We start from the raw sequence: 25,023 nt of genomic DNA, 5'->3' as shown, positions 1-25,023 counted from the left end.
ATCATGTTTACGGTTTATCATTCTAATCAATTGGATTTACTCAAAGCGCTCACGACGGCGCTGATAGAACGAGAACCGTTGGATAACCCTTTCCAGCCAGAAATTGTGCTAGTTCAAAGCCCTGGTATGGCCCAGTGGCTCCAAATGCAATTGGCTCAACAATTTAGCATTGCGGCTAATATTGAGTTTCCACTGCCTGCGACTTTCATCTGGGATATGTTTACCCGAGTATTACCGGGGATCCCGAAAGAAAGTGCTTTTAGCAAAGATGCCATGACATGGAAACTCATGTGGTTACTGCCGGACTTATTAGAAAACCCGGTATTCTCTGCCATGAAACGCTATTTAAGTGACGATAGTGATAAACGTAAAATTCACCAACTTGCTGCCCGGGTAGCTGACCTTTTTGACCAATATCTGGTATATCGCCCGGAATGGCTCGAGAGTTGGGAGCGTGGTCAACCGATTGATAATCTTGATGATGCCCAGCAGTGGCAAGCTTTGTTATGGGTTGAACTGGCGCGCTATACCCGCCAGCTAGAACAACCGGAATGGCATCGCGCCAATCTTTATCAGCGTTTTATTAACACACTACTCGAATCGGATGTTTGTCCAGCAGGGTTGCCTAGACGGGTCTTTATTTGTGGTATATCCGCATTACCCCCTATCTATTTACAGGCATTGCAAGCGCTGGGTAAACATATTGATATTCACCTGATGTTTACTAATCCATGCCGTTATTTCTGGGGTGACATTCAGGACTATGCTTTTCTGGCTAAATTGCAAAGCCGTAAACGCAGACATTACCGCGAATTGATGGGCCATGAGTCGGCGGAAGTAAAACTGTTTCGCCACCCAGAACAAGCAGAACAGCTATTTAATGCTGATGGTGAGCAAAACCTCAGTAATCCGCTGTTAGCCTCATGGGGGCGGCTTGGGCGTGACCATATGTATTTATTATCTCAGGTTGATGAGATTCAAGAGGTTCATGCTTTTGTTGATATTGAGCCGGATAACCTTTTACATGGCATTCAGCACGACATGTTGGAGCTGGAAGATGGCGCTGTTATTGGCACCACACCAGAAACCTTAGCGCATAGCCATCAAAAGCGTGTATTGGCGCTAACAGACCGCTCTTTGAGCTTGCATGTGTGCCATAGCCCGCAACGCGAAGTTGAAGTCTTACAAGATAATCTTCTGAGGCTATTGGCGGCTGATCCGGAATTGACCCCACGTGACATTATTGTGATGGTCGCGGACATTGACAGTTACACTCCCTATATTCAGGCCACATTTGGCAATGCCACCGGGGCTCGCTATTTGCCATTTGCGATTTCAGACCGGAAAGCCAGCCAGGCTCATCCCGCACTTCAAGCTTTTATTACGCTACTGGATTTACCTCAGAGCCGCTTTACTTCGGAACAGGTGTTAGCTCTGCTGGAGGTGCCTGCTCTAGCCAATAAATTTGGTGTTACTGAAGACGGATTGCGCCGTTTACGGCAATGGGTGGGCGAGTCTGGCATTCGTTGGGGATTAGATGATGATAATGTGCGGGAGTTATCTTTGCCTGCGACGGGTCAGCATACCTGGCACTTTGGTATCACCCGAATGTTACTTGGCTATGCAATGGACAGTAGCGCCGGTGACTGGCAGGGGGTACTTCCTTATGATGAATCCAGTGGTTTAGCTGCTGAACTTGCTGGTCAATTGGCTGATATGTTGATGCAACTGAGCCAATGGCGACAACAATTAAGTGAAGCTCGCACACTAAGCGAATGGTTGCCATTATGCCGCCACTTATTAGATAGCTTCTTTGAGCCAGATAATGAGACGGAGGCGGTATTGGTGCTGATTGAACAGCAATGGCAGAAAGTTATCAGCTATGGCCTTGCTGCCCAATATCCGGATATCGTGCCACTTAATTTGTTACGCGATGAGCTGGCTTCGCGCTTAGATAACGAGCGCATTAGCCAGCGCTTTCTGGCTGGGTCTATTAATTTTTGTACCTTGATGCCAATGCGTTCCATTCCATTTAAAGTAGTGTGCTTGTTGGGGATGAATGACGGTGTTTATCCCCGAACTTTGCCCCCACTGGGCTTTGATTTAATGGCAAAGCAGGTTCGCCGTGGTGACCGTAGCCGCCGTGATGATGACCGTTATCTATTCTTGGAGGCATTACTCTCCGCCCAGCAACAGCTTTACATCAGCTATATTGGGCGCTCAATCCAAGATAACAGTCAACGCTACTGCTCCGTGCTGGTGAGTGAGTTGATTGAATACATTTCACAAAGTTATCACTTACCGGGCGACGAGGAACTCAGTGCGGATGACAGCGCCAACCGGGTCATACACCATTTGCTATGCTGGCATGCCCGTATGCCGTTTGCAGCGGAAAACTTTATCCCTAATAGCGAGTTACAGAGTTACGCCGCTGAATGGCTACCCTCAGCGGAGTCCAAGGGGGTGGCTCATCCCGAGTTTAATCAGCCTTTACCACCTGAACAGGTGGCAGAAATTACTCTTGATGAATTAATTCGCTTCTATCGCCACCCGGTGAGAGCATTCTTTCAATTACGGCTTGGGGTCAATTTTGTTATTGAAGAAACCGAGTTACCGGATGAAGAACCTTTTACCGTAGATAACCTCAATCGTTATCAGTTTAATACTCAACTATTGAATGCATTGATAGAAGAGAGTGATATCAATACGGTATTCACCCGCGCCCGTGCTGCGGGCAATCTTCCATATGGTTCTTTTGGTGAGATTTACTGGGAAAGCCAACAAGAGGAAATGGTGCCGTTAGCTGAACGGATCCGTGCAGAGCGTCAAGAAAATCAAAGTCTTGAACTCAATATTGAATTTGGTGATATCACTCTTACGGGATGGATTCATCAGATTCAAGAGGATGGTTTAATTCGTTGGCGGCCTGCGGCATTAACAGCAGTCGATGGGCTTTTATTGTGGATTGAACATTTAGTGTATTGCGCCGCAGGTGGTAAGGGTGAAAGCCGAATGTATGGCCGTAAAGGAACGGAATGGCGCTACGCCCCATTGGAATGTGACGAAGCACGGCAATATTTTCAGCAGCTAATCAGTGGATATCAGCAAGGTATGTGCGAACCTCTGCTACTGTTGAGTAAAAGTGGTTGGGCGTGGTTGAGTCAGTGTTTTGATAGTAATTCTGGCCAGATTTTATGGGATGACGAAACCCAAACTAAGGCCCGAATGAAACTATTACAGGTTTGGCAAGGTGATCAACGGATCGCTGGAGAGTGCGAGGATCACTACATACAAAGGGTGTTCCGCCTGATGGATAACCAACATCTCGACATGATATTACACGAAACTCAACGTTATTTATTACCAATAGCCCGCCATAATAAAGCGAGCTAACTGCTAGCAAACCAGATTTTAGGACATATTGAATACCAGAAGCCGAATAGGTGTTTTAGCGGCAATCTTAAGGGGTTAGGGGAGAAACGGAATGCATAAACAGTTTGCCCGCATCATTGGCATATTTTTCTTATTAGGTTTATTAGCTCCGCTGAGTTGGGCGGATACTCCGGCATGGCAACCACTGGCAGAAGCTATTCACAAAAGTGAACATGACCTGCGTAAGTATCAGGCGATAAAATTGCCTAATGGCATGACGGTGTTGCTGGTCTCTGATGCACAAGCGCCAAAATCTTTGGCTGCCTTGGCGTTACCTGTTGGGTCACTGGAAGATCCTAATAACCAACTTGGATTAGCGCATTATCTGGAGCACATGTTACTGATGGGCTCTAAGCGTTTCCCTGAGCCTGGCAGTTTCTCTGAGTTCTTGAAAAAACATGGCGGTAGCCATAATGCCAGCACAGCTTCTTATCGCACGGCTTTCTATCTTGAAATTGAAAATGATGCATTAGCCCCAGCGGTTGATCGTTTGGCAGATGCTATTGCAGAGCCACTGCTAGACCCGATTAATGCCGACCGTGAACGTAATGCGGTGAATGCAGAATTGACGATGGCTCGTTCCCGCGATGGTATGCGTATGGCGCAGGTGAATGCTGAAACGCTTAATCCCGCTCACCCAAGTGCGCGTTTTTCAGGCGGGAATCTAGACACACTTAAAGATAAGCCGGATGGTAAATTACATGACGAACTGCTGAGCTTCTATCATCATTATTATTCAGCCAACCTGATGGTGGGGGTGCTTTATAGCAATCAGTCTTTGGCGCAATTAGCACAATTAGCGGCGGATACCTTTGGCCGAATTCCTAATCGGGATGCAAAAGTCCCTCCGATTACCGTGCCTGTGGTCACACCGGACCAAACCGGTATTATTATTCACTATGTTCCCGCTCAACCCCGTAAACAGCTAAAAATAGAATTCCGCATTGACAATAATAGTGCAGATTTCCGTAGTAAAACAGATACCTACATTAGTTATTTGATAGGGAATCGCAGCAAAGATACTTTGTCTGACTGGCTACAAAAACAAGGGTTGGCAGATGCAATCAATGCTGGGGCGGATCCCATGGTTGACAGGAATGGCGGCGTGTTCTCCATTTCAGTGTCACTCACCGATAAAGGTTTGGCTAATCGTGACACCGTGGTAGCTGCCATTTTTGATTACATCAACATGCTGCACAAAGATGGCATTAAAAAAAGCTATTTTGATGAAATCGCTCATGTATTGAATCTGGATTTCCGCTATCCATCAATTACGCGAGATATGGATTATATTGAGTGGCTGGTGGACATGATGCTGCGGGTGCCTGTTGCCCATGTGCTTGATGCCCCTTATCTGGCTGATCAATATGATGCGAAAGCCATTGCTGCCCGACTGGCTGAAATGACACCAGAAAATGCCCGTATTTGGTTTGTCAGCCCAGAAGAGCCTCACAACAAAGTCGCTTATTTTGTTGATGCCCCTTATCAGGTCAATAGAATCAGCCCGCAAGAGATGCAGGAATGGCAGAAGTTGGGGAAAGACATCACGCTGAGTTTACCGGCACTTAACCCTTATATTCCGGATAACTTCTCGTTAATCAAAGCAGATAAAAATATTACCCGGCCGCAGAAAGTTGTGGAACAGCCAGGGTTACGGGTGTTCTACATGCCAAGTCAGTATTTTGCTGACGAACCGAAAGCCAATATCTCAGTGGCTTTTCGCAACCCGCATGCATTGGACACCGCCCGCCATCAAGTTCTTTTTGCCCTGACTGATTATTTGGCTGGCTTATCACTGGATGAATTGAGTTATCAGGCATCAATCGGTGGGATAAGCTTTGCAACCGCGCCGAATAATGGTCTGTATGTTAGTGCCAATGGTTTTACACAACGGATGCCGCAGTTGTTGACGTCTTTGGTGGAAGATTACTCCAGTTTCACACCGACAGAAGAGGGGTTAGCGCAGGCCAAATCGTGGTATCGCGAGCAATTGGAAGTCGCCGAGAAGGGCAAAGCTTATGAACTGGCAATTCAGCCAGCTCAATTACTGTCTCATGTTCCTTATTCAGAACGCAGCGAACGCCGCAAATTACTGGACACTATTCGTGTGCAAGATATCGTAACTTATCGCGATGATTTGCTCAAAAAATCGGCGGTGGAAGTATTGGCAGTCGGTAATATGACGGCCCCGCAAGTAACATCTTTAGCTGAATCATTGAAAAAACAGCTCAGTTTGGCTGGGACAACTTGGTGGACTGGCGAGGATGTGATTGTTGATAAAGCGCAGCTCGCCAATATGGAAAGACTGGGCAGTAGCTCTGATGCAGCGCTGGCCGCAGTCTACGTTCCAACCGGTTATACAGAAATTGAAGGTATGGCGCGCAGTGCCTTGTTGGGGCAAATTGTCCAGCCTTGGTTCTATGACCAACTGCGTACAGCAGAGCAACTCGGTTATGCGGTATTTGCTTTTCCGATGTCGGTTGGGCGTCAATGGGGCTTGGGTTTCCTGCTGCAAAGTAACAGCAAACAACCTGATTATCTTTATCAGCGCTATCTTGCTTTCTATCCACAAGCTGAAAAACGTTTGCGTGAAATGAAACAAGCTGATTTTGAACAATATAAGCAGGGGCTAATCAATCAATTACTGCAACGCCCACAAACGCTGGATGAAGAAGCCAGCCGCTACAGTAATGATTTTAATCGTAATAATTTTGCCTTTGATAGCCGTGAGAAAATGATTGCTCAGGTGAAGCTGCTGACGAACATTACATTGGCGGATTTCTTCCAGCAAGCGGTTATCAAGCCACAAGGTTTGGCACTACTTTCTCAGGTTAAAGGCCAGGGGCAAACGACGGGTGGCTATGCGGTGCTTAAAGGATGGACGACATATCCAACAACGTCAGCCTTGCAAGCGACCTTACCGCAGAAGGTATTGGCTCCATGACATCAATGACTCCTCAGCGGCTGGAGCCGCTAACGCTCCCTTTGTATGGTGAGAGGCTGATTGAGGCCTCTGCGGGCACGGGTAAAACTTTTACCATCGGGGTTCTTTATCTCAGATTGCTGCTTGGTTTGGGGGGCAATGCTGCATTTAGTTGCCCCTTAATGGTTGAAGAAATCCTAGTGGTGACTTTCACCGAAGCAGCAACTGAGGAGCTAAGAGGGCGAATTCGTGACAATATTCATCAGTTGCGAATCGCCTGCGTACGGGGAGTCAGTGATGACCCAATGCATCAGGCTTTATTAACTGAAATCACCGATTTGAGCGAGGCCGCGGCACAGCTGTTGGCGGCTGAGCGCCAGATGGATGAAGCTGCCATTTATACTATTCACGGCTTTTGTCAGCGAATGCTTGCTAACAATGCATTTGAATCGGGCATTTTGTTTGAACAAACCTTGGTGCAGGATGAACTGCCACTGCGCAGGCAAGCTTGTGCTGACTTTTGGCGGCGTCACTGCTATCCGCTGCCATTAGCAATTGCTCGCGCGGTCAGTCAAGAATGGAGTGGCCCGGAAGCACTACTCAAAGACCTCGCTGCTTATTTACAGGGGGAAACGCCTAAATTTCGCCAAGCGCCCGCAGAGAATGAAACGATACTCAGCCGGCACCAGCAGATAGTGGTGAAAATTGATGAGCTTAAGGCGCAGTGGCGTGCTGCAGCGCTTGAGTTGGAGGCGCTGATTAGCGGGTCTGGGGTTGATAAACGCAGTTACAGTGCCCGGTATTTACCTAACTGGCTGGAAAAAGTGGGGCTGTGGGCGGAGCAAGAAACGGGTGATTATCAGTTACCCAAAGAGTTAGAGAAATTTCGCCAATCAGTATTATTGGAAAAAACCAAAAAAGGTGAGGCCCCACAACACCCTTTATTCAGTGCTATAGACCGGATATATGAACAACCTTTGACACTCAGAGACTTGATTTTATCCCGAGCTATCAGCGAGATACGTGCCTCAGTGCAGCAAGAAAAACGCCAGCGTGCTGAACTGGGGTTTGATGATTTGCTCAGTAAATTGGATGCGGCATTACAGCAACCGGGCGGAGAGTTATTGGCTCAATCTATTCGTTCTCGCTATCCCGTCGCAATGATTGATGAGTTTCAAGACACTGACCCGCAACAATATCGTATTTTCCACACACTCTATGGTGGGCAGGGAGAGTGCGGCTTATTGTTGATTGGCGATCCCAAGCAGGCTATTTATGCTTTCCGTGGCGCTGACATCTTTACTTATATCCGTGCGCGCTCAGAAGTAAGTACCCACTACACATTAGAGACTAACTGGCGCTCATCCTTCCCGATGGTGCAATCCGTGAATCGGCTGTTTGGTTTAGTTGATGTTCCTTTCTTGTTTAAACAAATCCCATTTATCAATGTTGCTCCTGCGGAAAAAAATAAGCGGTTATCGTTTGAAATAAAAGGGAAAAAACAACCTGCATTGTCTTTCTGGTTGCAGCCGGGTGAGGGTGTTGGGGTTAGTGAGTACCAACAATTAATGGCGCGCCAGTGTGCTGCTCAAATACGCGACTGGCTCACTGCGGGTCAGCAGGGGCTGGCTCAGTTAGTCACAACCAGCGACTCAAGACCGGTTCAAGCATCTGATATCACTATTTTAGTGCGCAGCCGGGCAGAAGCGGCATTAGTCCGCGATGCCCTCAGTGCATTGTCTATCCCCTCAGTTTATTTATCTAATCGTGACAGTGTATTTGATACTGCCGAGGCCAAGGATTTACTGTGGCTATTACAAGCCGTTCTGGCACCAGAACAGGAGCGGGCATTACGTAGCGCCATGGCCGCCGGCGTGCTGGGGTTGGACGCACGAATGCTGGATGATTTGAATCACAATGAGCGGGCTTGGGATGCTTTGGTTGATGAGTTCGATGGTTACCGCCAACATTGGCAGCGCCGCGGGGTGCTCCCTATGCTGCGGGAGATTATGGCTCGCCGCCATTTAGCGGAAAACCTGCTGGCAACCCCGGGTGGGGAAAGACGACTGACCGACTTGCTGCATTTGGGTGAACTATTGCAAGAAGCGGCATCTCAGCTTGATAGTGAGCACGCACTAATCCGTTGGCTCGCACAACAAATAGCACAACCCAACCATCAGTCTGATAATCAACAATTACGTTTGGAAAGTGACCGCCATTTGGTGCAGGTCATTACTATCCATAAATCGAAAGGGCTAGAGTATCCGCTGGTGTGGCTACCTTTTGTTGGTAATTTCCGACAGCAGCAGGACGTGCTTTATCATGACCGCCATAGCTTTGAGGCATTACTGGATTTGAATGCTGATGAAGAGAGCCAGGCCTTGGCGGAAGAAGAGCGCCTGGCTGAAGACCTACGGCTGCTATATGTAGCACTCACCCGTGCGGTTTATCATTGCAGTGTCGGGATTGCTCCGCTGATTAAAGGCGGGCGAAAAAAACAGGGTGAAAGTGACATGCACCTGAGTGCGCTAGGTTATCTGGTGCAGCGAGGGAAGGCGGGTGATGCGCAGTATCTGGCGGATAACCTTGCAGAGCTAACCCTGCTAGCTGGTGGGGATATCTCTGTTTCACCAGCTGGGCAGTTAGACGAAACGCCATGGCAGCCCCAGCCGGAAGAGTTACCCGCACTGGCTGCGCGTCAGTTTAACCGCCAAATACAAGATTTTTGGCGTGTCACCAGCTATTCCGGCCTACAACAACATGGTGCAGGTAAAAGTGGCACATCGCAGGCACTAAATACGCCATTGCAGGAACTGTTACCACGACTGGATACTGATGCTGCGGGTGAGCAAGTCTTAATCACTGAGTCTCAGTTAACTCCTCATACTTTCCCTCGAGGAGCCGCCCCGGGGACGTTCCTACATGATTTACTCGAACCACTGGATTTCAGCCAACCTATTGAGCAAGACTGGCTGACAGAGCAACTACAGCAACAAGGATTTGGCGAGCAGTGGTCGCCGATGCTGTATCAATGGCTCAGGGCGATTGTACAAGCGCCCTTGAATGAAACGGGGGTGAGATTGGCGGAGTTATCCCCACACAGCAAACAGGCGGAGTTACAATTTTATTTACCGATAGACCAACTGCTGCAAGCTAGAGAATTAGATAGCTTAATCAAGCGCTATGACCCACTTTCCCGCCAGTGCCCGGAGTTGGATTTTCAGCAAGTACAAGGGATGCTCAAAGGGTTTATTGACTTGGTTTTTTGCTGGCAGGGGAAATATTACTTATTGGATTACAAATCAAATTGGCTAGGTGAAGACAGCAGTGCCTATACCGATGAGGCGATGACCCAAGCCATGGCTGAGCATCGCTATGACCTGCAATATCAGCTATATACTCTGGCGTTACACCGTTATTTACGCCACCGGTTAGCGAATTATGACTATCAACGCGATTTTGGTGGCGTGATTTATTTCTTCCTTCGCGGCGTTGATAAGCAACATCCGGGGAATGGTATTTTTAGCTGTCGGCCTGAACAAGCGCTCATTGAGGGAATGGATTGTTTATTCAGTGGCTGTGAGGTAGCGCGGCATATGAGTGACAAAAGCAATACCGCCAGCACCGGTGAGGGCGCATCAATATGATGACATTACTGGAGCAGGCGGTTCGTGACCACTTACTACGCCCGTTGGATGTTCAATTCTCACGAATGATAGCCGGCGATAACGCCCCAATGCTGCAATTGGCCGCAGCGGTTCTCAGTGCAGAGGCGGGGGCCGGGCATGTGTGTTTGCCTCTGAGCTATTTGCAGCCCGACCAGCTATTTGGTGGGCGACAAGCACTGTTATCACAGGCGCTATGGCAGGCGGCAGGTGCGCCGGATCAATTACAGTGGATGCAGGCACTCAATCACTCTTCAGCAGTCAGCGATGGCTCACAACCCACACCGCTAGTTTTGCAAAATGGCCGTTTATATCTACAGCGGATGTGGCAATACGAAGGGGATGTGGTGCGCTTTATTGCCAGTGATAACACCGTGTCACTTATCAACGATGCCAGAGATGTCAACGAAATCTTGCTAAGAGAGACACTCGACCGGCTATTTGGGCCGGCGGACATTGGGGTTGATTGGCAAAAAGTCGCAGCCGCTGTTGCGGCGACCCGCCGTATTTCCGTGATTTCCGGTGGGCCGGGAACAGGTAAAACGACGACAGTCGCTAAGTTATTGACGGCACTGATACAACTTAGTCAGGGGCAACGTTTACGTATCCAACTGGCCGCTCCAACGGGGAAAGCTGCCGCACGTTTGACCGAATCATTGGGTAACGCGACTCGCCAGCTTTCGCTGACTGACCATGAGCGCAGGCTATTTCCAGATCAAGCATCCACATTGCACCGTTTGTTGGGCGCGCAACCCCATAGTCAGCGCCTTCGCTATCACCGTGGTAATCCGTTAAATCTTGATGTGCTGGTGGTCGATGAAGCATCAATGGTGGATTTACCGATGATGGCGCGACTTATTGCCGCATTGCCCGCCAAAGCTCAGGTGATTTTTCTCGGTGACCGTGATCAATTGGCCTCGGTGGAAGCTGGGGCTGTTCTGGGGGATATCTGCCGTTTTGCTGAGTTAGGTTACAGCGAGCCGCGGGCTGAACAAATAACCCGCTTAACGGGGTGTGTATTGGCAGGAAGTATCCCGATTGGTGATGTGCAGACTGATAGCGTCAATGTTCGTGATAGTTTGTGTCTACTGCGTAAAAGCTATCGTTTCGATGAAAAGTCCGGTATTGGGCAGTTGGCTTTCGCCGTGAATACCGGAAGGTATCGCGAGGCATTATCCATTTTAGACGGAACATATTCTGATATCGAACGTTTCTCTTTGGGCGATTCAGATGACTATCAGGTACTGCTGGAACATTGTGTTGCCGGTTATCAGCACTATCTGGAGTTAGCGGCAGCAGGTGCGGATGCTGTTGATGTGCTGGCAGCATTTGGTCGCTACCAACTATTGTGTGCATTACGCTCCGGGCCATTTGGTGTCAGCGGCTTAAATGAGCGAATTGAACAGCTGTTACATCGCCAGCGGTTAATTGAGCGCGCCCCAGGGCCATCAGGGCGTTGGTATGTTGGACGACCGGTGATGATTGAGCTTAATGACAGTGCTCTTGGCCTCTTCAATGGCGATATTGGCATTGCTTTGCATGATGGCGAGGGGGAGTTGCGGGTGCATTTCCAGCTGCCGGACGGCAATATCAAATCTGTGCAGCCGAGCCGTCTTCCCAGCCATGAAACAGCCTACGCCATGACAGTCCATAAATCCCAAGGGTCTGAGTTTGAACATACCGCGTTGGTATTGCCTAATAATTTCATGCCGGTATTAACCCGAGAGTTGGTCTATACCGCTATTACTCGCGCCCGCCAGCGTTTGACACTGTATTGCAGCGATTCGGTATTGGGCCATGCGATACGCACCCCCACCCTGCGAGTTAGCGGGTTGGTTGACCGCTTGAATGCGCTGAGATAATGATATGACCCCAAGGGGCAGTTAGCCCCATTGGTGTCACTCGGTGGCTACAAATCAGCCAGCAGAATTTTTGAACGCCGTTGATAGTTATACAATTCTTGCTTCTGAATCGGTAACACCTCAACTTCAGCGGGTGTAAATCCGCGCTCCTGGAACCAGTGAATACTGCGGGTAGTTAATACAAACAGCTTTTTAAGACCCATCTGCCGAGCTTGATTGGCGACCCGCTTTAACAGCATTTCGCCTCGGGATGAGCTGCGATAATCCGGGTGCACCGCAACACAGGCCATTTCGCCGATTTGCTCTTCGGGGAATGGATAAAGTGCCGCGCATGCGATAGTCAGATTATCCCGTTCAATAATGGTGAATTTGTCGATTTCCATCTCAAGCTGCTCACGTGAGCGGCGCACCAAAATACCTTGTTGCTCCAGCGGGCGAATTAGCTCCAATATGCCGCCAATATCATTGATGGTGGCGCGGCGAACTTGCTCTGCACTCTCCATTACAATCTGGGTACCAATCCCATCGCGGGAGAACAGTTCTTGCACCAGCGCTCCATCTTCTTGATAACTCAGTAAATGGCTGCGGCGCACACCACTGCGGCAAGCTTTTACTGCACCACGCAGAAAACGTACCGTCCCCGAGTTGTAATCGCCTTCCTGCTCCAAATCTTCAATTCGCTTTTGCGCATCATTGGGGAACAGTTCTGAAATAATATTGCCTTCATTGTCTGTCACCCCTTGGGATGAGCAGAAACCGATCATTTTTTCCGCTTTCAGTTTGATTGCTAACTGAGTAGCAACTTCTTCAGAGGTCAGATTAAAACTCTCGCCAGTGACTGACACCGCAACCGGCCCCAGCAGCACAATAGCGCCATTGTCTAATTGGCGATGAATAGCATCCTCATCGATTCGACGAATACGGCCACTATGACAATAATCAACACCATCATCGACACCCAAGGGTTGGGCAATGATAAAGTTGCCGCTGACCACATTGATATGCGCGCCTTGGAGTGGGGTATTATTCAAACTCATTGATAATCTTGCCGTGATATCCAGCTGCAATAAGCCCGCAGCCTGCTTCACCATTTCTAGCGTCCGGGCATCGGTGACTCGGGTATGTTTGTGATAGAGCGGCTCGTAGTGGTGCTGTGCCAAATTGGCGTCGATTTGTGGGCGGGCGCCGTATACCACGACCAGCCGGATCCCCAAGCTATGCAGCAAACCTATATCGTTGACGATATTAGAGAAATTTTCATGCTCAATCGCCTCGCCCCCTAGCATGACAACAAATGTCTTGCCGCGGTGCGCATTGATATAGGGAACTGAGTGGCGAAATCCCTGAACCAGTTCAGTACTACGTTCCTTCACGGCAAGCCCTCTTTGAATTTTTATTCGGTATTTTTGTATTTTTATTCTTTTTTGATCAAGATGGCAAGCAAGAAATTGCTATTAAATGCATATGTATGGCACATGCGTATTAATAAATTGAATAACATAAAAATGTTTTTCTGATGACAGCGTGGGATCGATTCGTTAAAGTTTTTCCTCGTAAATTTTTTTTGTTCGATTTTTATTCATATTTTGGTAGTGACTTTGGAGTTACATGGCAGATTCAAATCATAATTCTGGGCGTCGCCGTTTACTACAAGGTGCCGCCGCAGCCTGGCTACTGAGTGTCACTCGGGTTGGATTTGCAGCTGCTTCACACATTATTGCCGTAAGGATTTGGCCCTCCTCAACCTATACCCGAGTCACACTGGAATCCAATACACCGCTTAAGTATCGTCAATTCGCGTTGACGAACCCGGATCGCATTGTGGTTGATATTGAAGGTGTGCATCTCAATAGCGTGTTGAAAGAGATGACCAAGCAAGTTCAGTCCAGTGATCCATATCTGAAACAGGCGCGAATAGGGCAGTTTGATAAAAATACCGTCCGGCTGGTACTGGAGTTGAAGCAAAGCATCAGCCCACAATTATTTACCCTTAAGCCTTTTGCTGAATTCAAAAACCGCTTAGTTGTCGATTTGTATCCGCAAGAGGGCACCACCTCGGCTGAGGATGATCCGCTGTTGGCATTATTGGAAGATTACAACAAAGGCAATGTGGAGCGCACGTTGCCCGCAGAAGCGCCGAAAGCGGGTAAGGCCGGGCGGGATAGGCCGATTATTATCATGCTAGACCCCGGACACGGTGGGGAAGACCCTGGCGCTATTGGCCGAAATAAAACCCGTGAGAAAGACATTGTGCTGCAAATTGCCCGCCGCTTACAGGCACTGATTAAGAAAGAGTCGAATATGCGGGTATTTATGACGCGCAATGAAGATGTCTTTATTCCACTGAAAGTGCGGGTCGCTAAAGCCCGCAAGCTACGTGCGGATTTATTCATTTCGATTCATGCCGATGCCTTTACCAGCCAGGCTGCCAGAGGCTCTTCAGTTTTTGCATTATCGACCAAAGGGGCAACCAGTACGGCGGCACGCTTTTTGGCACAAACACAGAATGAGGCGGACCAGATTGGTGGGGTGAGCAAGAGTGGGGATCGCTATCTTGACCACACAATGATTGATTTGCTGCAAACCGCCACTATCAATGACAGCTTGAAATTTGGTAAAGAAGTGCTGAACCGCATGGGGAAGATTAATAAACTGCACAAGAATCGGGTTGATCAGGCGGGCTTCGCAGTATTGAAAGCCCCTGATATTCCATCAATTTTGGTCGAAACCGCGTTTATTAGTAATTTGGAGGAAGAGAGGAAATTGCGAACCAGCCATTTCCAGCAGCAAGTTGCTGAATCCATCTTTGCGGGTATCAAGGCCTATTTTGCGAATGGCGGGGCGGTGGCTCGAGTTTAGTCAGATTGATTGATATCAGCAGGGGCAGAATAGCCCTTGCTGGTCAGGGCTTGAGATAATGAGAAAGCCAGAAACAAAAAAACACCCTTGAGGGTGCTTTATGGTGATAAAAAATGCTGAATAATTGGTTGCGGGGGCCGGATTTGAACCGACGACCTTCGGGTTATGAGCCCGACGAGCTACCAGGCTGCTCCACCCCGCGTCCGTCTTAATGCTATTTTCTATCTGACTTTTTATGACTTATTTATGTAATTGGTTGCGGGGGCCGGATTTGAACCGACGACCTTCGGGTTATGAGCCCGACGAGCTACCAGGCTGCTCCACCCCGCGTCCGTCACTACATATTGTACTGCTGAACCGCTATTTTACCTAATTCGTCTTAACTTTCAAGACTATCGAACGACATTTGATACTGCTGGTAGCCAGTATCGATTGGTTGCGGGGGCCGGATTTGAACCGACGACCTTCGGGTTATGAGCCCGACGAGCTACCAGGCTGCTCCACCCCGCGTCCGATTGAGCGCACTATACTCTGGATGAGATCTGTTGCAAGTAGTTTTGCCACTTAATTAAGGTAAATAGGGTTTTTCGATTAATTTATCAACTATTTGTTTCCTTTTTCCCCACCGCGCGGTAGGGATTTTTTTCTGTATGCTGATTCCTTTATCTATAGGCGTTTGTTATCGTTCGCCGGTAGATAAAATAAGTAAGAGAAGGCGTGAAATGACAAGTCGTTGGGGCAAATACCTACTGAGTGGAATAATGATTGCTGTTCTGGCTGGCTGCCAATCTCGGCCAACTGATCGCGGGCAACAATATAAAGACGGGCGTTTGGAACATCCACTGGAATTGGTGAATGAGCCGCACGCAACAGGTAAGCCAGTCAACGCCAAAGATTTCTCTGATCAGGTGAAAGTCATTAATCAATCTTCACCGGGTCTGTATAACCGCAACAGCAGCACATTCAATGCGGTTGAAAATTGGATGTTAGCCGGAGCAGATACCAGTAAATTAAGTCTGTTTGGCTTAAATGCCTATCAGATGGAGGGCGTGGATAATTTCGGTAATGTGCAATTTACCGGTTATTACACCCCAGTGCTTCAGGCCCGCTATACCCCGCAAGGTGAATTCCGCCACCCACTTTATCGTATGCCCGCCAAAGGCAAGCGCCGGCTACCAGACCGGGCGGCTATCTATGCGGGCGCATTAGATAACAGCAAATTAGTTATCGCGTACACCAATTCGTTGGTGGATAATTTTATGATGGAAGTGCAGGGCAGTGGTTATGTTGATTATGGTGATGGACGACCACTGACTTTCTTCGGCTATGCCGGTAAAAATGGCCATGCTTATCGCAGTATCGGTAAGGTGTTGATTGACCGCGGTGAAGTGGCGAAAGCAGATATGTCGATGCAAGCTATCCGCCATTGGGCAGAGACACACAGTGAAGCTGAAGTTAGAGAGTTATTAGAGCAAAATCCGTCGTTTGTCTTCTTCAAACCTGAAATGTACGCGCCGGTGAAAGGGGCCAGTGCCGTCCCATTAATTGCTAAAGCCTCCGTTGCCTCCGACCGTTCGCTGATCCCAGCGGGCACTACATTATTGGCCGAAGTACCCTTATTAGACGAGAAGGGGAAATTCACCGGGCACTATCAGATGCGGCTAATGGTGGCGCTGGATGTCGGGGGCGCAATTAAAGGCCAGCATTTTGATATTTATCAGGGGATTGGCCACGAAGCTGGTCAAGCTGCCGGTTTCTACAACCACTATGGCCGGGTTTGGGTGTTGAAAAATGCACAAAGCAGCGGGCCACTGTTTACCGCTTATCAAGGCGGCAAAACCGCCGCGTCATCCGGTAATGGCGCTTCACTATTGGTGAAAAATCAGGGCCAGTAAACCGGCCGTTTGATGTGATTGATTTTACTCTTTCTCAGGCGGCCAACTGGCCGCTTTTGTATTCGTATTGTTATAAAGGTAATCCAGTGATGAAGGTAACAAGTCTATGAACACAGCCCATTCGGAAGCTTACCAACAGCGATTTGGCGGTATTGCTCGCCTGTATGGGCAGCAGGCACTGGCACTTTTTTCGCAGGCGCATGTTTGCGTTATCGGTATTGGTGGTGTGGGTTCATGGGCGGCAGAAGCACTGGCCCGTACTGGGATTGGCGCGATTACATTGATTGATATGGATGATGTCTGCGTCACTAATACCAATCGCCAAATTCATGCTTTACGCAGCCATGTTGGGCAGGCTAAAACAGAGGTTATGGCGGAACGCATTCTGGCCATCAATCCGGAATGCCAAGTAACTTGTATTGATGATTTTATTACTGCGGATAATGTTGCAGAGCTTTTAGATAAAAACTTTAGCTATGTTATTGATGCCATTGATAGTGTGCGCCCCAAAGCAGCCCTGTTGTCCTATTGCCGCCGTTATAAAATCCCGGTAGTGACGACGGGAGGCGCTGGTGGGCAAATCGACCCGACCCGCATTGAAGTGGTGGATTTGGCGAAAACCATTCAGGACCCTTTAGCGGCGAAGCTGCGTGAAAGGCTGAAAAATGATTTCAACGTGGTGAAAAACAGCAAAGGCAAACTGGGGATCGATTGTGTTTTCTCCAGCGAACCATTAGTTTACCCGCAGAGTGATGGCTCGGTGTGTGCATCGCGCAGCACAGCTGAAGGGCCGAAGAAGATGGATTGTACTTCAGGTTTTGGTTCGGCGACGATGGTCACCGCCACTTTTGGCTTTGTTGCGGTGTCCCATGCATTGAAAAAAATGATGGCAAAAGCGGCTCGCCAGGGGCAATAGTCACCATGATTAACCCAATCACTTAACGCTACGGTTAACCATCGCTGCCGCCAATTGGCTAGCTATATTGGGCGGCAATTGCTTGCACCCCTTGCGCTAAGGCCTGCAAACCGCTGGCGCGCGAGGTGCTTAATTGCTGGCGTAATCCTAACTGTTCAAACAATGCCAAAGGATCCTCGGCCAATATTTGCTGTGGCTTTTTACCCTCTACCGCGGTGAGAATAATCGCCAGCAACCCACGAACAATGCGGCCTTCGCTGTCACCGTAGAAATGTAAGCGGCCATCCGGCAAGCACTCATGCCCCAGCCAGACTCGATTTTCACACCCCGTCAGCTCCAGCTCATTTTGTTTCAATGATTCTGGCAATGGCGGAAGTTGCTTGGCCAGCAAGATTAACTGGCGATAGCGATCTTCCCACTGTTTATGGGCACTGAAAGTCTCGAGTAACTTTGTCGCCGTGATATCGCGACCAAAAGGGTGTGGAGCAATCATGATATTCTCGTGTTATAGCCAGTTGATATTTATCTAGTAAGTTTTTTATAGGTGCTTAATCTTGCAATAATTCCAGTGCTTTGCCGAGCGCTATACACAGTGTTTCAACATCATTTTCTGTATTGTAGGCTGCAAATGAAGCACGCAGGCTACCACTGACGCCCAACGCCGCCATTAATGGCTGTGCGCAATGCTGCCCGGCGCGTAGCGCGATGCCCTGCTCTGCTAATAATGTGACTAAGTCACTATGGTGAACACCATCAAAAGTGAATGCCAGCAGGCTTGATTGCTGACAACGGAAACTACGAAAACCCGGTAATTTAGCCAGCTTATGCTCCGCCAATGTCGCTAGGTGTTGGCTATAAATCTCAGCTTCGTCCAAATCAATATGTTCCAGCCAACTGAGCACAGCCGATAACCCAATCACCCCGGCAATATTTGGCGTCCCGGCTTCAAAGCGGTAAGGCACTTCATGGGGGGTAAAACCGCCAAATGAGGCATGAGTGAGCATTTTGCCACCGCCTTGCCATGCGGGCATTTCTTGCAGCAACTCGGCCTTGCCATACAGTGCGCCAAGGCCCGTAGGCCCATACAATTTGTGGGCAGAAAAAGCATAAAAATCAATATCAAGAGCTTGAACATCTGCCGGGCTATGAACAATTCCTTGTGCGCCATCCACCATGACGATGCAGCCATATTGATGGGCGAGCTCAATGGCCTCTGCTAATGGTGGGCGGCCACCAGTGACATTCGACATCTGGCCGAGCGCTAATATGCGAGTTTTATGGTTCAATAACTGCGGTAATTGTTGTAAATCAGGTAGATAATCGAGGCCAATAGGCCACTTAATTATTCTGGCACCGGTTTGTTCCGCAACCATAAGCCAGGGTATTAAGTTGGCATGATGTTCTGCCTCACTGACAATGATTTCATCCCCCGTTTGTAGGCGGGGGCGGGCATAGCTTTGCGCTACCAGATTAATGGCTTCGGTGGTGCCCCTGGTCCAAACAATATTTTCTGCTTCTGGCGCATTGATAAAGTCTGCTACCTGCTGGCGGGTTTCTTCAAAACGAACGGTCAATGACAATGCCGATTGATGTTGACTGCGATGCACTGTGGCGGAGTCTTGCTGATAAAACAGCTGGATAGCTTCAATCATGGCACGTGGTTTCAAGGCGGTCGCTGCGCTATCCAGATAGATTATTTCATCGCTAATTGCCGGGAATTCCAGGCGAAAATCCGTTGGATTAAAAGACTTCATTCTATTGTTCGCATCCTTTGGTTCACTTCGGAACTGTCTCATTTTAGCCGCAATTAGCCCACAAATGGCCCTGATAACTGGCAATATGTCACAAGATGGTTATGCTGAATAGTAACGGACATAACCATTTGTCTGGTAATTAAAGCGATTTTTTTAGCATTTTAATCTGCAAGGAGTCACCCATGAAAAAGACAGCTGCCGTCATTTCTGCACTTATGCTCACTTTTACCTTAGCCGCCTGTTCAAGCAATTATGTCATGCACACTAATGATGGTCGCACTATCGTTGCTGATGGTAAACCTAAAGTAGATGATGACACTGGGATGATAAGCTACATCGATGCCAATGGCACTGAACAGCAAATTAACCGTTCAGAAGTCAAAGAAATGGCTGAGGGCAAGTAGTTAAACCCCGAAGTTGTTCTTAAAAAGCAGGCTGATTCGGCTTAGAAACCCTCTGCAACAACTTAAATTTAAGCTTAACTCTGTGCAATACAAAGTGGTGCTTACATTTAAGCGCTGAAAATAGGGCAAAAAAAAGCACCGCAAAAATTAGCGGTGCTGCATAAAATCACTATGGACAGACAGGGTAAATGTACAGGAAGTGAAAAAAAACAGTAGCTTAGCTACTATGTCTGGCACACCAGACCATTTGCAAACACAACATCACAACCACAAAGCCAAAAGCATTTCAGTACCTGGATACTAAACCTACTTTTCGTTCCGGCTTGGGAAGTGCCGCCACTATAGGTATTTGCTGGCACATCATCAACGGACAATTTATAATGTCTCGGATTATAAAAACTAATAAGTAAACAAAGGGTTTCGCCTGAAGGTGAGCCGTTATAAAAAAGTATCCAATTCATGTCAAAACGATTACCACCACTGAACGCCTTGCGGGTCTTTGATGCGGCTGCACGCCACCTGAGTTTTACTAAAGCGGCTGATGAATTATTTGTCACGCAAGCAGCTGTTAGCCACCAGATAAAGTCATTGGAGGATTTCCTCGGACTAAAACTGTTCCGTCGCCGAAATCGTTCTTTGCTGCTGACTGAAGAGGGCCAAAACTATTATCTCGACATCAAAGAGATTTTTACCTCTATCAATGAAGCCACTCGCAAGCTGCAAGCCCGTAGCGCGAAGGGCGCTCTCACTGTTAGTCTGCCCCCCAGTTTTGCTATTCAATGGCTGGTTCCCCGCCTCTCGGGATTCAATGCGGCTTATCCGGGGATTGACGTCAGGATTCAGGCGGTCGATAGGGAAGAGGACAAACTGGCCGATGACGTCGATGTCGCGATATTTTATGGCCGGGGCAATTGGACGGGTTTGCGCACTGAACGTCTGTATGCTGAATTTTTGCTCCCTGTTTGTGCTCCCAGCCTATTAATGGGCGAGAATGGATTAAAAGTACCGGCAGATCTGGCTAATCATACCTTGTTGCATGATACTTCCCGCCGAGATTGGCTGGCATACACCCGTCAATTGGGGGTGCCACAGATTAATGTGCAGCAAGGCCCGATATTTAGCCACAGTGCGATGGTGGTTCAGGCCGCTGTTCATGGGCAAGGTATTGCGTTGGTGAATAACGTTATGGCTCAATCTGAGATTGAGGCGGGCCGATTAGTGTGTCCATTTAATGATGTTTTGGTCAGCAAAAATGCTTTTTATCTGGTTTGTCATGACAGCCAGGCAGAACTGGGTAAAATAGCCGCCTTTCGTCAATGGATACTGGCAAGAGCCGCGAGTGAGCAGGAAAAGCTACGCTTTCGCTACGACAACTAATTTTAATTATTACCCAGCGATATTAATTTAAGGTTAATGGCGATGAATGGTCGTTTAATGCTGATATTTGCCGCCCTGAGCGGTTTTTTCTATGTTGCTTTCGGCGCCTTTGGGGCCCATGTATTGAGTGCCTCTTTAGGGCCGAATGAAATGGCTTGGGTCCGTACCGGGCTTGAGTATCAGGGGTTCCATACTTTGGCAATCCTGGCACTTGCTGTTGCAATGCAACGGCAGATAAGTATTTGGTTTTACTGGAGTGGGGCCTTGTTAGCGCTCGGAACGCTACTTTTTAGTGGCAGTTTATACTGCCTGGCGCTATCGCACCTGAAACTATGGGTATATATCACGCCAGTGGGCGGAGTATGTTTTCTGGCGGGATGGATTTTGATGTTGATTGGCGCGCTGCGTCTAAGAAAAAGGGCAGAACGCCATGAATAATAAAATTGCTTTATATTGCCGCGCTGGCTTTGAGAAAGAGTGCGCAGCAGAAATTACCGCCAAAGCAGCACAGCTTGAAATCTTTGGTTTTGCGCGGGTGAAAGAAAACAGTGGTTATGTGCTGTTTGAGTGCTATCAGTTGGAAGATGCAGATCGTTTGATTCGTGAAGTGCCTTTCCGCGAATTGATTTTTGCGCGCCAGATGATGGTGGTAGGTGAGTTATTGAAGGATTTGCCAGCAGAAGATCGCGTTTCTCCCATTGTTGGCATGTTAGTTGGTGTTGTCGAGAAAGCCGGTGAACTGCGTGTTGAAGTTGCTGATACCAATGAAAGCAAAGAGTTACTTAAGTTTTGCCGTAAGTTAACGGTACCACTGCGTAATGCCCTGCGCGAACAAAAAATCCTGTCTGCTCGTGAGAATCCTCATCGGCCGGTGGTGCATGTATTCTTTATAGCGCCTGGTTGCTGCTATGTTGGCTATTCATATAGCAACAATAACTCCCCATTCTATATGGGGATCCCGCGTCTTAAGTTTCCATCTGATGCGCCAAGCCGCTCGACTTTAAAACTGGAGGAAGCTTTCCATGTGTTTATCCCCGCTGATGAATGGGAAGAGCGTTTAGCCAGTGGTATGCATGCTGTGGATTTAGGTGCTTGCCCCGGCGGTTGGACTTATCAATTAGTGCAGCGCAGTATGATGGTTCAGGCCATTGATAACGGCTCGATGGCACAAAGTTTGATGGATACCGGGCAGGTAACACATCACCGTGTCGATGGTTTTAAATATGAGCCAACGCGCAGCAATATTTATTGGTTGGTGTGCGATATGGTGGAGAAACCGGCTAAAGTCACCCAGCTTATTATCAAATGGTTGGTCAATGGGTGGTGCCGTGAGGCGATTTTTAACCTGAAGTTGCCGATGAAAAAACGTTTTGAGGTTGTTGCGGAGAATTTAGGAATGATTGATGAGCAGCTAAAAGAAAATGGCATTAATGCTCACATTCATGCCAAACAACTCTATCATGACCGTGAAGAAGTCACGGTGCATGTACGGCGAATTTGGTCTGGTGCACCAGGCCGCCGTGACGAGCGCTTCTAACATCGGATGATATACATAAGGGGCCAATGGCCCCTTGGTTTTTTAGATTGTGGTCATTTATTTAAACGTAGCTGCTGCAAATTGCCAGTTAATGGCAAATCAGTTTTAAGTGTTGCTATTTGTTTGCAAATAAAAGCCATTTCTTGATGTTGTTGCAACTTTTTGCGCCACTTCTCCGGAACTGAGTCTAGATTGTGATAAAGCTCCGCCAGACTATTGGCTTGTTGCAATAACAACGCGGCGGTTTTTGCTCCAATACCTGCGACACCGGGGATTTTACTGCTGCTGATGCCGGCAAGCCCCCAGTAGTCAGGTAATTGGTGCGGTAACACGCCAAATTCTTGCTTTACGAATGGCATATCCAGCCAGCGTTTTTGGAAGTAATCGCGAATCTGTACATTCGGTGCTAACAGTTGGCAATAACCTTTGTCGGTTGAAACAATGGTAACCTGATGCCCAGCATTACTGACTTTAGCCGCCAATGTCGCGGCCAGGTCATCAGCTTCATTACCCGGCGAATGCCAGCAATTCACCCCTAATGAAATAAATGCCTCGCGAATAAGGGGCATTTCTTGTTGCAGATTATCGGGCATCGGTGAGCGGCCCGCTTTATAGTCGGGCAGACATTGATGACGCCAGCTATCCGAGCGGTCATCTTCATCAAACACGGCGACTGCATGTGTTGGCCGGCTATGTGAAATAAGCTGTTGTAACCCATGTTGACAAGCATTAATGCAAGGCGAACCTTGCACTGCGTGAATGCGACGAACCAGATTGAGGGCATCAACAATAAGAAGGTGGATTTGCATGGGTTGTTTTAGAACCTATTCCATAAGGGCTATCTTATCGGCCCCCTCTTTGCTATAAAACGTGAGCCAGATGGTGCTCAAGCAACTCCCTGGTAGCGTTGGCCGAGAGTTAGCACCAGCGCGACAAGTGACAGTGATTTATTCTTTAACTACAAATCTCATAGCAAGGTGTATAAGCACTGCCCGGTAACTTCATACGGTATTGCGCGATAAAACCTTGCAACAATTGGTCCATGTGCTTCATCAGCAACGGGTCACCGTGTAATTTGAATGGCCCGTGAGCTTCAATTGCATGAATCCCCACTTCTTTTACATTTCCGGCCACAATACCAGAGAAAGCACGACGCAATGCAGCGGCCAGCTTTTCTGGTGCTTGATTATGCGATAAGTCCAGATTGGCCATATTCTCGTGAGTCGGCTCGAATGGATGTTGCAAATCAGGCTCGATACGAATAGACCAGTTGAAGCTATAAGCATCACCGCTATTACGGCGATTCTCTTTCACCAATGGCATCGCTTTCTTCATCTGACGGGCGACTTCATCCGGGTCATCAATAATTATCTGGTAGTATTTCCGTGCCTCATCACCAAGTGTGTTCATGATGAATTCGTCCACGACTCTGAAGTAATCTGCGCTCTCTTTCGGGCCGGTCAGGATCAGGGGCAAAACCTGCTCACTGTTATGCGGGTTCATCAAAATACCTAACAAGTAGAGCAATTCTTCCGCCGTCCCCACGCCGCCAGGGAAAATAATGATGCCATGGGCGATACGGACGAAAGCTTCCAGCCGTTTTTCAATGTCTGGCATGATAATCAGCTCATTGACTAGCGGGTTTGGCGGCTCTGCTGCAATGATTGACGGCTCCGTCATACCAATAAAACGCCCTTGTCTGTAACGTTGTTGGGCATGACCAACAGCCGCACCCTTCATAGGGGCTTCCATGGCTCCAGGGCCACAGCCGGTACAGATGTTCAATTCACGCAAACCCAGTTGGCTGCCCACTTTACGGGCGTACAAGTATTCGGTTTCATTGATTGAATGGCCCCCCCAACACACAATCATATTGGGATCTTCATCAAGATGCAGTGCGCGGGCATTACGTAAAATAGAAAATACCAAATTGGTCAAATGGCTGGAGCTTTCCATATTCAGATGTTGGAAACGCCCAGCATTAACAATTTGACCATTCACAAATAGAATGTCACGCAAGACTGCAAACAGGTTTGCTTGCAAGGAGCGGATAATTTTCCCATCGACAAAAGCATGCTCTGGTGGGTTCACCAGTTCGAGTTTTACACCGCGTTCGCGGCGAAGCACATTGATATCAAAGGTTTCATAGCGAGATAAAAGCTCTTTGCTGTTGTCTGTCAGGCTACCTGAGTTAAGAACAGCCAATGAGCAATTACGGAATAAACGGTACAGATCACTGCTGGCTGTACGTTTGAGCATATCCACTTCTAGCTGTGATAACAGATCCATTGAGCCGAGTGGGCTGATATGTGTAATCAAAGTTACTCCTTTACACCCCAAGAGGGGTGGTAGTGCCAGTGTATCAGAGTGCTGCTTTCTGTTTTCCGCGGAATATCAGA

The 25,023-nt window shown here is 48.2% G+C and carries 16 protein-coding genes and 3 tRNA genes; 11 read left to right on the top strand and 8 right to left on the bottom strand.

The genetic code is table 11. From position 1 onward, the window contains the following. Window positions 1-3 precede the first annotated feature (3 nt). The 4 genes from recC to recD all read left to right on the top strand — a co-directional run bounded on the left by recC (window position 4) and on the right by recD (window position 11,882). Window positions 4-3,393 (top strand): exodeoxyribonuclease V subunit gamma, encoded by a 3,390-nt coding sequence (gene recC, locus D5F51_RS17245; protein ID WP_129198065.1) that lies wholly within the window; start codon window positions 4-6, stop codon window positions 3,391-3,393. Window positions 3,394-3,484: 91 nt separating this feature from the next. Further along, window positions 3,485-6,376: a pitrilysin gene (gene ptrA / locus D5F51_RS17240; protein WP_025377213.1), complete on the top strand. Its 2,892-nt coding sequence runs from the start codon at window positions 3,485-3,487 to the stop codon at window positions 6,374-6,376. Next, window positions 6,373-10,002 (top strand): exodeoxyribonuclease V subunit beta, encoded by a 3,630-nt coding sequence (gene recB, locus D5F51_RS17235; RefSeq protein WP_129199425.1) that lies wholly within the window; start codon window positions 6,373-6,375, stop codon window positions 10,000-10,002. Before ptrA ends, recB begins: the two co-directional genes overlap by 4 nt. Next, a complete protein-coding gene (recD, locus tag D5F51_RS17230) occupies window positions 9,999-11,882 on the top strand; it encodes an exodeoxyribonuclease V subunit alpha (protein WP_129198063.1) in 1,884 nt (627 codons plus the stop codon). The genes recB and recD overlap by 4 nt, the downstream gene beginning before the upstream one ends. Window positions 11,883-11,929: 47 nt before the next feature. Here recD and argA read toward each other — a convergent pair whose 3' ends face one another. After that, window positions 11,930-13,255, bottom strand: coding sequence for an amino-acid N-acetyltransferase (gene argA, locus D5F51_RS17225; RefSeq protein ID WP_025377215.1), 1,326 nt, complete (start codon window positions 13,253-13,255; stop codon window positions 11,930-11,932). 235 nt (window positions 13,256-13,490) lie between these two features. Here argA and amiC point away from each other — a divergent pair, with 235 nt between their 5' ends. Further along, window positions 13,491-14,741: an N-acetylmuramoyl-L-alanine amidase AmiC gene (gene amiC, locus D5F51_RS17220; protein ID WP_129198061.1), complete on the top strand. Its 1,251-nt coding sequence runs from the start codon at window positions 13,491-13,493 to the stop codon at window positions 14,739-14,741. A 125-nt stretch (window positions 14,742-14,866) separates the two neighbouring features. Here the strand turns inward: amiC and D5F51_RS17215 are convergent. The 3 genes from D5F51_RS17215 to D5F51_RS17205 form a co-directional block, all read right to left on the bottom strand. Beyond that, window positions 14,867-14,943, bottom strand: a tRNA-Met gene (locus tag D5F51_RS17215). A gap of 51 nt (window positions 14,944-14,994) precedes the next feature. Beyond that, window positions 14,995-15,071: transfer RNA gene (locus tag D5F51_RS17210), tRNA-Met, on the bottom strand. A gap of 103 nt (window positions 15,072-15,174) precedes the next feature. After that, window positions 15,175-15,251 (bottom strand) — tRNA-Met (locus tag D5F51_RS17205). 212 nt (window positions 15,252-15,463) lie between these two features. On the opposite strand from D5F51_RS17205, the gene mltA reads away from it, so the two are divergent. Both mltA and tcdA read left to right on the top strand, forming a co-directional pair. Beyond that, complete coding sequence (gene mltA, locus D5F51_RS17200) at window positions 15,464-16,636, top strand: murein transglycosylase A (RefSeq protein ID WP_129198059.1); 1,173 nt, start codon at window positions 15,464-15,466, stop codon at window positions 16,634-16,636. Between the two features lie 106 nt (window positions 16,637-16,742). Continuing rightward, on the top strand, window positions 16,743-17,552 hold the full coding sequence (tcdA, locus tag D5F51_RS17195) for a tRNA cyclic N6-threonylcarbamoyladenosine(37) synthase TcdA (protein WP_129198057.1): 810 nt from the start codon (window positions 16,743-16,745) through the stop codon (window positions 17,550-17,552). A 58-nt stretch (window positions 17,553-17,610) separates the two neighbouring features. Here the strand turns inward: tcdA and csdE are convergent, their stop codons facing one another. Together csdE and csdA are read right to left on the bottom strand one after the other, a co-directional pair. Beyond that, window positions 17,611-18,045: a cysteine desulfurase sulfur acceptor subunit CsdE gene (csdE, locus tag D5F51_RS17190; RefSeq protein ID WP_186368177.1), complete on the bottom strand. Its 435-nt coding sequence runs from the start codon at window positions 18,043-18,045 to the stop codon at window positions 17,611-17,613. A 55-nt stretch (window positions 18,046-18,100) separates the two neighbouring features. Continuing rightward, window positions 18,101-19,306: a cysteine desulfurase CsdA gene (gene csdA, locus D5F51_RS17185; protein WP_162301774.1), complete on the bottom strand. Its 1,206-nt coding sequence runs from the start codon at window positions 19,304-19,306 to the stop codon at window positions 18,101-18,103. Between the two features lie 182 nt (window positions 19,307-19,488). Between csdA and D5F51_RS17180 the strand changes: the two genes are divergently transcribed. The 4 genes from D5F51_RS17180 (at window position 19,489) to rlmM (ending at window position 22,624) form a co-directional block, all read left to right on the top strand. After that, window positions 19,489-19,710, top strand: coding sequence for a YgdI/YgdR family lipoprotein (locus D5F51_RS17180; protein ID WP_025377222.1), 222 nt, complete (start codon window positions 19,489-19,491; stop codon window positions 19,708-19,710). A gap of 459 nt (window positions 19,711-20,169) precedes the next feature. Next, window positions 20,170-21,087 carry a transcriptional regulator GcvA gene (locus tag D5F51_RS17175; protein WP_025377223.1) on the top strand — a complete coding sequence of 306 codons (918 nt, stop codon included), beginning with the start codon at window positions 20,170-20,172 and terminating at the stop codon, window positions 21,085-21,087. A 42-nt stretch (window positions 21,088-21,129) separates the two neighbouring features. Further along, window positions 21,130-21,525 carry a DUF423 domain-containing protein gene (locus tag D5F51_RS17170; protein ID WP_025377224.1) on the top strand — a complete coding sequence of 132 codons (396 nt, stop codon included), beginning with the start codon at window positions 21,130-21,132 and terminating at the stop codon, window positions 21,523-21,525. Then, window positions 21,518-22,624, top strand: coding sequence for a 23S rRNA (cytidine(2498)-2'-O)-methyltransferase RlmM (rlmM, locus tag D5F51_RS17165; RefSeq protein WP_129198052.1), 1,107 nt, complete (start codon window positions 21,518-21,520; stop codon window positions 22,622-22,624). The genes D5F51_RS17170 and rlmM overlap by 8 nt, the downstream gene beginning before the upstream one ends. A gap of 53 nt (window positions 22,625-22,677) precedes the next feature. Here rlmM and xni read toward each other — a convergent pair whose 3' ends face one another. Continuing rightward, window positions 22,678-23,433: a flap endonuclease Xni gene (gene xni / locus D5F51_RS17160; RefSeq protein WP_025377226.1), complete on the bottom strand. Its 756-nt coding sequence runs from the start codon at window positions 23,431-23,433 to the stop codon at window positions 22,678-22,680. Between the two features lie 145 nt (window positions 23,434-23,578). Continuing rightward, window positions 23,579-24,943 carry a nucleotide 5'-monophosphate nucleosidase PpnN gene (gene ppnN, locus D5F51_RS17155; protein WP_129198050.1) on the bottom strand — a complete coding sequence of 455 codons (1,365 nt, stop codon included), beginning with the start codon at window positions 24,941-24,943 and terminating at the stop codon, window positions 23,579-23,581. Window positions 24,944-25,023: the final 80 nt, after the last annotated feature.

It is taken from the genome of Yersinia hibernica (assembly GCF_004124235.1).
Taxonomy (GTDB): Bacteria; Pseudomonadota; Gammaproteobacteria; order Enterobacterales; family Enterobacteriaceae; genus Yersinia; species Yersinia hibernica.
Note: the sequence above shows the minus strand (reverse complement) of the source record. Positions and strands in the feature narration are given on the sequence as shown.

Excerpts from the sequence above, each read along its gene's own strand:
- xni (WP_025377226.1), bottom strand. The coding sequence starts at position 23,433 with ATGCAAATCCACCTTCTTATTGTTGATGCCCTCAATCTGGTTCGTCGC.
- ptrA (WP_025377213.1), top strand. The coding sequence starts at position 3,485 with ATGCATAAACAGTTTGCCCGCATCATTGGCATATTTTTCTTATTAGGT.
- D5F51_RS17170 (WP_025377224.1), top strand. The coding sequence starts at position 21,130 with ATGAATGGTCGTTTAATGCTGATATTTGCCGCCCTGAGCGGTTTTTTC.
- amiC (WP_129198061.1), top strand. The coding sequence starts at position 13,491 with ATGGCAGATTCAAATCATAATTCTGGGCGTCGCCGTTTACTACAAGGT.
- csdE (WP_186368177.1), bottom strand. The coding sequence starts at position 18,045 with ATGATTGCTCCACACCCTTTTGGTCGCGATATCACGGCGACAAAGTTA.
- tcdA (WP_129198057.1), top strand. The coding sequence starts at position 16,743 with ATGAACACAGCCCATTCGGAAGCTTACCAACAGCGATTTGGCGGTATT.
- D5F51_RS17175 (WP_025377223.1), top strand. The coding sequence starts at position 20,170 with ATGTCAAAACGATTACCACCACTGAACGCCTTGCGGGTCTTTGATGCG.
- D5F51_RS17180 (WP_025377222.1), top strand. The coding sequence starts at position 19,489 with ATGAAAAAGACAGCTGCCGTCATTTCTGCACTTATGCTCACTTTTACC.
- rlmM (WP_129198052.1), top strand. The coding sequence starts at position 21,518 with ATGAATAATAAAATTGCTTTATATTGCCGCGCTGGCTTTGAGAAAGAG.
- mltA (WP_129198059.1), top strand. The coding sequence starts at position 15,464 with ATGACAAGTCGTTGGGGCAAATACCTACTGAGTGGAATAATGATTGCT.
- recC (WP_129198065.1), top strand. The coding sequence starts at position 4 with ATGTTTACGGTTTATCATTCTAATCAATTGGATTTACTCAAAGCGCTC.
- csdA (WP_162301774.1), bottom strand. The coding sequence starts at position 19,306 with ATGAAGTCTTTTAATCCAACGGATTTTCGCCTGGAATTCCCGGCAATT.
- recD (WP_129198063.1), top strand. The coding sequence starts at position 9,999 with ATGATGACATTACTGGAGCAGGCGGTTCGTGACCACTTACTACGCCCG.
- recB (WP_129199425.1), top strand. The coding sequence starts at position 6,373 with ATGACATCAATGACTCCTCAGCGGCTGGAGCCGCTAACGCTCCCTTTG.